Origin of the sequence: Rhodoferax sp. (assembly GCF_028715765.1) — a bacterium.
Lineage (GTDB): Bacteria > Pseudomonadota > Gammaproteobacteria > Burkholderiales > Burkholderiaceae_C > Rhodoferax.
The window spans coordinates 1-8,261 of sequence record NZ_JAQURE010000075.1 but is presented as its reverse complement, the minus strand read 5'-3'; the positions used below and the strand labels follow the sequence as shown (position 1 = coordinate 8,261).

The 8,261-nt window shown below is 54.4% G+C and carries 8 protein-coding genes; 1 reads left to right on the top strand and 7 read right to left on the bottom strand.

Going from position 1 to position 8,261, the window contains the following annotated elements:
• Positions 1–195 precede the first annotated feature (195 nt).
• The 7 genes from iscA to PHT20_RS15760 form a co-directional block, all read right to left on the bottom strand.
• On the bottom strand, positions 196–519 hold the full coding sequence (gene iscA, locus PHT20_RS15790; protein WP_301021273.1) for an iron-sulfur cluster assembly protein IscA: 324 nt from the start codon (positions 517–519) through the stop codon (positions 196–198).
• A gap of 66 nt (positions 520–585) precedes the next feature.
• Entirely contained in the window at positions 586–984 is a 399-nt protein-coding gene (gene iscU / locus PHT20_RS15785) for a Fe-S cluster assembly scaffold IscU (protein WP_300081212.1), read from the bottom strand.
• A gap of 12 nt (positions 985–996) precedes the next feature.
• Positions 997–2,217 carry an IscS subfamily cysteine desulfurase gene (locus PHT20_RS15780; protein WP_301021272.1) on the bottom strand — a complete coding sequence of 407 codons (1,221 nt, stop codon included), beginning with the start codon at positions 2,215–2,217 and terminating at the stop codon, positions 997–999.
• Between the two features lie 32 nt (positions 2,218–2,249).
• Positions 2,250–2,786: a Fe-S cluster assembly transcription factor gene (locus PHT20_RS15775; protein WP_301021271.1), complete on the bottom strand. Its 537-nt coding sequence runs from the start codon at positions 2,784–2,786 to the stop codon at positions 2,250–2,252.
• Between the two features lie 179 nt (positions 2,787–2,965).
• Positions 2,966–5,110 (bottom strand): excinuclease ABC subunit UvrB, encoded by a 2,145-nt coding sequence (gene uvrB, locus PHT20_RS15770; protein WP_301021270.1) that lies wholly within the window; start codon positions 5,108–5,110, stop codon positions 2,966–2,968.
• Positions 5,111–5,302: 192 nt separating this feature from the next.
• Complete coding sequence (locus PHT20_RS15765; protein ID WP_301021269.1) at positions 5,303–7,192, bottom strand: EAL domain-containing protein; 1,890 nt, start codon at positions 7,190–7,192, stop codon at positions 5,303–5,305.
• Positions 7,193–7,391: 199 nt separating this feature from the next.
• Positions 7,392–7,871 carry a hypothetical protein gene (locus PHT20_RS15760; protein WP_300081227.1) on the bottom strand — a complete coding sequence of 160 codons (480 nt, stop codon included), beginning with the start codon at positions 7,869–7,871 and terminating at the stop codon, positions 7,392–7,394.
• A 198-nt stretch (positions 7,872–8,069) separates the two neighbouring features.
• Here PHT20_RS15760 and PHT20_RS15755 point away from each other — a divergent pair.
• On the top strand, positions 8,070–8,261 hold a 192-nt coding region (locus tag PHT20_RS15755; RefSeq protein WP_301021268.1), incomplete at its 3' end, for a hypothetical protein.

Here is an 8,261-nt window from a genome sequence, read left to right as displayed (position 1 = left end):
ACAGCTCAAAGTCGTTGGATTGGAGAGATTTCATGATCTTTTCGTGATTAAAAGCGTAGCGAGCGGATGTCAGGCTAGGCGCCCGGAGCGCAGAAACCGGAACGTACTTCGGTACGTGAGGATTTCGCCAAGAAGGGAGATGGGGCCCTTCTTTTCCCATCCGGCGCAACGACGCATGGCATTCGCGCAGTAGCTTTAAACACGAAAAGATTCGCCGCAGCCGCAGCGGTCACGCTCTTTGGGGTTATTGAACTTGAAGCCTTCGTTGAGCCCTTCACGCACAAAGTCAAGCTCGGTGCCGTCCAGGTAAGAAAAGCTTTTGGGGTCGACCAACACTTTCACGCCAAAGCCTTCAAACACCATGTCTTCAGCGCCGATTTCATCAACGTATTCAAGTTTGTAAGCCATGCCGGAACATCCGGTGGTTTTGACCCCCAGGCGCACACCCACACCCTGACCGCGTTTGATCAGGTAGCGAGACACGTGCCGGGCGGCAGCTTCAGTGAGCGTAACAGCCATGATTTTCTTTGTGAGTTCAAGGTCAGCCCCACATCCCAGCGCAATGGAGCCCTGGGTGTGTGGCGTTTAAGCGGCTTGTGGGGTGGCGTGCTTTTGGCGGTAGTCGTTGACCGCCGCCTTGATGGCATCCTCAGCCAAGATCGAGCAGTGGATTTTGACAGGTGGCAAGGCCAATTCTTCGGCGATTTCGCTGTTTTTCAGTGCCGAGGCCTGGTCAAGCGTTTTGCCCTTGACCCATTCGGTGACCAATGAGCTTGACGCAATGGCCGAGCCGCAGCCATAGGTTTTGAAGCGGGCGTCTTCGATCACGCCGGTGTCAGGGTTGACCTTGATCTGCAACTTCATCACGTCGCCACAGGCTGGTGCCCCCACCATGCCGGTACCCACTGACTCGTCACCCTTATCAAAAGCGCCCACATTGCGCGGGTTTTCATAGTGATCTACCACTTTGTCTGAATATGCCATTTTGATTCTCCTTTAATGAGCTGCCCATTGAATGGTTGAAATATCGATGCCTTCTTTGTACATGTCCCACAGGGGGCTGAGTTCGCGCAGGCGTGCCACGTTCTCAGAAATGGTCTGGATGGCGTAGTCGATCTCGGCTTCGGTGCTCCAGCGGCCAATGGTCATGCGCAAGCTGCTGTGCGCCAGTTCGTCACTACGCCCCAGGGCTCGCAGCACGTAGCTGGGCTCCAGGCTGGCACTGGTGCAGGCCGAGCCACTGCTCACCGCCAGCCCTTTGATGCCCATGATGAGCGACTCGCCTTCCACATAGTTAAAGCTGATGTTCAGGTTGTGCGGCACGCGCTGGGTCAGGTGACCGTTGATGAACACTTGCTCGATGTCTTGCAGACCTTTGATCAGGCGGTCATGCAGCGCCTGAATTTTGACCAGCTCCTCGGCCATTTCTGCTTTGGCGATGGCGTAAGCCTCGCCCATGCCGACAATTTGGTGCGTGGGCAAGGTGCCTGAGCGCATGCCACGCTCATGGCCACCGCCGTGCATTTGCGCCTCGATGCGGATGCGTGGTTTGCGCCGCACAAACAGGGCGCCAATGCCTTTGGGGCCGTAGGTCTTGTGCGAGGTCAGGCTCATCAAGTCCACCGGCAGGGTAGCCAAGTCAAATGGCACGCGGCCAGTGGCCTGCGCCGCATCCACATGAAAGATCACGCCATGGGCGCGGCACAGGGTGCCGAGTGCGGCAATGTCTTGGATCACACCAATTTCATTGTTGACAAACATCACGCTGGCCAAAATGGTGTCGGGGCGGATGGCGGCCTTGAAGGCATCCAAATTGACCAGGCCATCGGCTTGCACGTCAAGGTAGGTGACATCGAACCCCTGGCGCTCCAGCTCACGGCAGGTGTCGAGCACGGCCTTGTGCTCGGTCTTGACGGTGATGATGTGCTTGCCTTTGGTTTGGTAAAAGTGCGCGGCGCCTTTCAAGGCCAGGTTGTTGGATTCGGTGGCACCACTGGTCCAGACGATTTCTCGCGGGTCTGCACCAATCAGGGCGGCCACTTGGCCGCGGGCTTTTTCAATAGCGGCTTCGGCCTCCCAGCCCCAGGCGTGACTGCGCGAGGCAGGGTTACCAAAATGTTCACGCAGCCACGGAATCATGGCGTCTACCACCCGCTGATCGCAGGGGTTGGTGGCGCTGTAGTCCATGTAAATGGGAAAGTGTGGGGTGCTGCTCATCAGGGTTCTTTCAGGTGATTTGAAAAAAAGTTTTACATCTTGGCGTAACTGGCGCCCAGTGCAAACACCGAGTTGGGGGCGTTGATGCGAATCGGCTTCATGACCGGCATGCTGGAGATGGCGCGCTTGAGGGTGGGCTGGTCTTCCAGCTCAAAGCCTTTGGCAATTTGATCATCCACCAATTTTTGCAGGTTCACAGAATCCAAAAACTCCACCATTTTGGTGTTCAAAGCAGACCACAACTCATGCGTCATGCAACGGGCATTTTCGCCCAGGCAGTTTTCTTTACCACCGCATTGGGTGGCGTCCATGGGCTCGTCGACCGAGGTGATGATCTCGGCCACGGTGATATCGGCCGCAGCGCGCGCCAAGGTGTAGCCGCCGCCCGGACCGCGGGTGGACTCGACCAGCTGGTTGCGGCGCAATTTGCCAAACAGTTGCTCTAAATAAGACAAGGAAATTTGTTGGCGCTGGCTGATGGCAGCCAACGTGACAGGCCCAGACGATTGGCGTAAACCCAGATCAATCATGGCAGTGACCGCGAAGCGGCCTTTGGTGGTGAGGCGCATGGCAAAACTCCTGGTGTTTAAAAAAACATGTCAGTTTGACTGGTGTTCACCTCGCAACAGAGCCCTGTGAAGCCTCGTGTGCGGTGGGTCAATGGCGTTTAGTTGACTGTTGCGGTCAAGTATAGCCAACACCAGAGTGTTTTAGTCGGGTACTCTAATCAATCTGGCTTTTTTTAAGGTCATTTCTGCGCAGCCAACACACTCACAGGGTTGCTGCCCGAAGCGCCAAACGCCTGCTCTTTCAAAATGCCCAGCTGGTCACGCACGCGAGCGGCTTTCTCAAACTCCAGGTTGCGGGCATGTTCCATCATCAATTTTTCCAGCCGTTTGATCTCGCGCGAGATGTCTTTCTCGCTCATGTCTTCCACTTGCGCCCGCTGCATGGCATCGCGCTCGAGTTTTTCGGCCTCTTTGCCAGCTTTTTCGCTGTAAACACCATCAATCAGGTCACGCACCTCTTTCACAATGCTGCGGGCGGTGATGCCATGTTGTTTGTTGTGTGCCAGCTGTTTGATGCGGCGGCGCTCGGTTTCACCCATGGCGCGCTGCATCGAGTCGGTGATCTTGTCGGCGTACAAAATGGCGCGGCCTTGCAGGTTACGCGCCGCACGGCCAATGGTCTGGATCAATGAGCGCTCAGAACGCAAAAAACCCTCTTTGTCGGCATCCAAAATCGCCACCAGCGAGACCTCGGGAATGTCAAGGCCTTCCCTTAATAAGTTGATGCCCACCAGCACGTCAAACGCACCCAGGCGCAGGTCTCGCAGAATCTCGACCCGCTCGACCGTGTCGATGTCGCTGTGCAGGTAGCGCACTTTGACACCGTTGTCGCTCAGGTAATCGGTCAGCTGCTCGGCCATGCGTTTGGTCAGGGTGGTGATCAACACGCGCTCGTGCTTCTCCACCCGGATGCGGATTTCTTGCAACACGTCGTCCACTTGCGATGTGGCCGGGCGCACTTCCACCTCGGGGTCGACCAAGCCAGTGGGGCGCACCAGTTGCTCGACCACCTGACCGGCGTGGTCTTTCTCCCACTGGGCGGGCGTGGCAGACACAAAAATCGCCTGACGCATCTTGGTCTCGAACTCTTCAAACTTGAGCGGCCGGTTGTCCAGCGCGCTGGGCAGCCTGAAACCGTAGTCCACCAGTGTGGTCTTGCGCGAGCGGTCGCCGTTGTACATGCCGCCAAACTGGCCGATCAACACGTGGGATTCGTCCAGAAACATCACCGCGTCTTTGGGCAAATAGTCGGTCAATGTGGCCGGCGGCGCACCAGGAGCCGAGCCCGCCAAGTGCCGCGAATAGTTTTCAATGCCTTTGCAATGCCCCACCTCACTGAGCATTTCCAGGTCAAACCGGGTGCGCTGCTCAAGCCGTTGCGCCTCCACCAGTTTGCCCTGGCTGACAAATTCCTTCACCCGGTCACTGAGTTCAATTTTGATAGCCTCAACCGCCGATAGCACCTGCTCGCGCGGCGTGACGTAATGGCTGCTGGGGTAGACGGTGAAACGTGGGATTTTTTGCCGGATGCGGCCGGTAAGCGGGTCAAACAGTTGCAGGCTCTCAATCTCGTCGTCAAACAACTCCACACGGATCGCCATCTCGGAATGCTCGGCCGGAAAGATGTCGATGGTGTCGCCACGCACCCGAAACGCTCCCCGGCTGAACTCCACATCGTTGCGCTCATATTGCATGCGCACCAGCTGGGCAATCATGTCGCGCTGGCCCATCTTGTCGCCAGTGCGCAGCGTCATCACCATTTGGTGATACGCCTCGGGCTGGCCAATGCCGTAGATCGCGGACACCGTGGCCACAATCACCACATCACGCCGCTCCAGCACGCTCTTAGTACAAGACAGGCGCATCTGCTCAATGTGCTCGTTGATGGCACTGTCTTTTTCAATGAACAAATCGCGCTGCGGCACATAGGCCTCGGGCTGGTAGTAGTCGTAGTAGCTGACGAAATACTCGACCGCATTGTTGGGGAAAAACTCCCGAAACTCGCTGTAAAGCTGCGCTGCCAGCGTTTTGTTTGGCGCAAAAATAATAGCTGGCCGCCCAAGCTGCGCAATGGTGTTGGCCATGGTAAATGTTTTACCCGAGCCAGTGACCCCGAGCAAAATCTGAAACACCTCGCCATCGTTCACACCCTCTACCAAATGCCGGATAGCCTCGGGCTGGTCTCCCGCTGGCGGGTAAGGCTGGTACAACTCAAAGGGGGAATCTGGGTAATGGACAAACTGCCCGGTGCGAATACGCGCCGAGTCGTCGGTCACAGCCAAGGCGATGGGGGTGGATGCGGATGCGGGTGCGGGTGCGGGCATTGGAATTTCAAATTGGTCGTAAGCAATTTGGCATGGTATCCAATTGCTGAAAACCGTTCAGGTGCGTGCTGCTGGCTGTGAGCACGCTGCACAGCGTGATTCACCCTGAATTTCAACAGACGTACAAGGCGTGGGCGAGCTCTTGCTCCATTCGTCAGAGCGTCGCACGGTGGGTTGAAATTTTCAATGGGACTATTTTGGTGCTCCGAAATAATAGCCTTGTCCCGCATCTACCTTGGTTGCACGCAACGTGGTGACCTGCGCTTTATTTTCAACTTGTTGGGCGATCACCATCACGTCTAGTGAATGCGCCAGACTTACAAATGAGGAGAGCATATCAGTCGAGGTCTCAACAGCCACCAGATCTGCCGACAAAGAGCCGGTCAACTTCACGTAGTTAGGCAGCATTTCCCGCAACAAGGTCAATGCTTGGGGTTCAAGTCCAAAGTGATCAATACCGAATTGCCCCCCCAGTGATTGGACAAAATCTTTCACGCTCACTGTGGCTGCAAGATTGCGAATGGCACCAAATTCTGAAATCTCAATCGCCAAACGCTCCACACTGTTGCCTAGTTCAGTCAATTCACGCTCAAACCAAGCGACAAATGTGGGGTCTGCAATGCTTTGTGGCGACAGGTTTACAGCCAGCATGGGTGCACCCAAAGGTGCTGCTTTCAAATGATCAAATGCCAAGGTCAGCATCGCCTTGTCAATGTCTGGCATCAGACGGTGGCGCGCTGCCATGGGTAAAAAACTCGCTGCCGGCACCAAGGCACCATGCGCATCGACCAAACGAGCCATGCACTCGGATTGAAGCAGCAGCTTGGTGCTGTCTAACGCAACGACGGGTTGCGTCAGCAAACGCCAACGCTTTTCCGTCAGTGCCGTGGCAATCAAGGTGCGCCAGGCGAATGAACCCAGTGAACTGGACTCTTGAGGCTGAAAACTCAGCAAAGCGAATCCATTGCGCTCTGACTGGCGTGCCGTTTCAACGGCCAGGTCTGCACGGGCAAACACGTCTGAGCGGCTATCGCGCTGGGTGAAAAATACCGCTCCAACCTGAATGCCGATCTGTTGAGAAAATTCGTTGTCAGACAATGCTTGCATCAAGCTTGCCCGGAATGCTTGCGCAAGCTCAGTGGCTTGACTCTGCGAGATGTCAGCCAGCACAAAGCTGAAGCTAAACTCATTGCTTCTGGCCAGGATGGTGCTGGGTAAGTGTCCAAATGTGGCGCGCGCTTCATCGGCAAGAGTTTGCATGATGCCTGCACCCGCTGCAAAACCGGCGTGTCGATTTAACAATCGCATGTCATCCAACTCCACTGAAATGACCAAACCAAGGTCAAAGTGAAATTCGCCAGTCAAGAGTTCTGTAAGTCGCAGTTCAAACCCTCTGCGGTTAGCCAAACCCGTTGCGTCGTCTTCAAAGGCTTGCCGACGCAAACTTTCAGCACGGGCAGTTTCGGCATCCAGCATCTCACCCACACGTTTTGACATTTGGTTCATGGCCATGACCACGCTGGCAAGCTCTGGGGCTTTGGGGCGCTGGTCAATTTGAATGAATTTTTTGGCTTGGATTTCGTGCGCTGTGTATTCAATGGCACGCAAAGGCTTCAAAATCAAACGCAGACCCACTTGCAGCAAAAGCAGCGCCACCAAGCAAATTGCCAGCAGCCAAAGCAACAATTGCCAAGTGGTGCGCCACAGATGCTGATACGCATAAGTGGGCTGACTGACGACCAACACCTTACCCAATTGACGCCAACCAGAGCCAATAAAAGCTTCTCCAGCCGGTGTATGAATGGGCATCAGCTGCACAAACCAAATGGGCACACCTTCAATTTTTGTTGGCAGCGCTTTGGTTACGATGACATTTCGCTGTGTGTCTAGGACATCTATGCGCTGAAAGTATCCGCGATCAAACACACTCAACACTTGGGTTTCTGCAAATACGGAGTCACTTTTTCCTAATGATTCTGACAATGAAATAGACAGGGCTGAGGCTGCGTCTTGGGCGTGCGAAGCCAATTGTTGCTCGAGGTAACGCCGCGTACCAGCAGTGGAAACCAACAGAATAACCATCAACACGGCTACAAAAAGACTTGTGATGACCCAAAAAAGCTGATTGCGCAAACGCATAGATCATTCCCTGAGGTGCGTAGAAGTCAAAACAGAGCCGTTATCAAAGATCGAGACGGCAATATCAACTGTCCGATGTTATGCACAAAATTAAAACAAAAATGGCAGCCTAAGCTGCCATTATTAGAACCCTGTCTTGATATCAGGTGGGGCTGACACTGCCACTACCGCCACCGCCAATGGTGGAGGAACGGTTGCCGCCCAAGACAGAACCACCTGATTGTCCACCAGCATCTAAACCATCATTCGCACCCGCATTTTGATTACCCGTGGAGCCTGCACCTGATGCAGGTAATGAAGACAGTGCAATCTGATTCATGGCCACTGGATCAGCGCCTCTGGCCACAGCGGCATTAACCACTGCGTCAGGCACGTACCCACCTGCCACAGCAGATGCTACAGCGGTGTCAATGGTTTTACCAGCTGCCGTAAAAGCCGCGAGAAAAGTTGCAACAGGTACCCTGGCAGCATTGGCCGCAGCCGCAACTTGCTCCAAAGTCTCACCACGCGCCACGCGCTCGTTGATTTCTTGCGTCACTTGCTCTTCTGTTTGAGCCGCATCAAACGCAAACACTGCAAAGCTAGCAACCAGCACTGCAACAGAAACTAAAACTTTTTTCATAACAACCCCTTACTAAAAATGTAGGTTGAATTTATCACAAAGTATGCAGGTCGTGGTGGAAGGGTGAAAAATTCCCAGAAAAACATCAACTTATTAGCATCACAGTGGGGCAACTTTCGTTTTTCATCGTTCATGTGCACATCTAAGTCTCGCGCAACGAAAAGTAGATCAAACTGCAGTCACGAACATAATGCTTGTATGAGCTCAACGTTTCAAATTTCATCTTGTCGCGGTCGATATGCCAACTGCACCATTGCTTTTGCTCTGCTGTGCACAATGGTTTGGCCCGGTCACGCGGGTCTGGTGGATTTCACAGACCGATTTTTAAAGACCATTGAAAACCAATGGGGAGTTATGGCTGTGCCCAGGCTCCAGGTCTGGCAAAAGTTA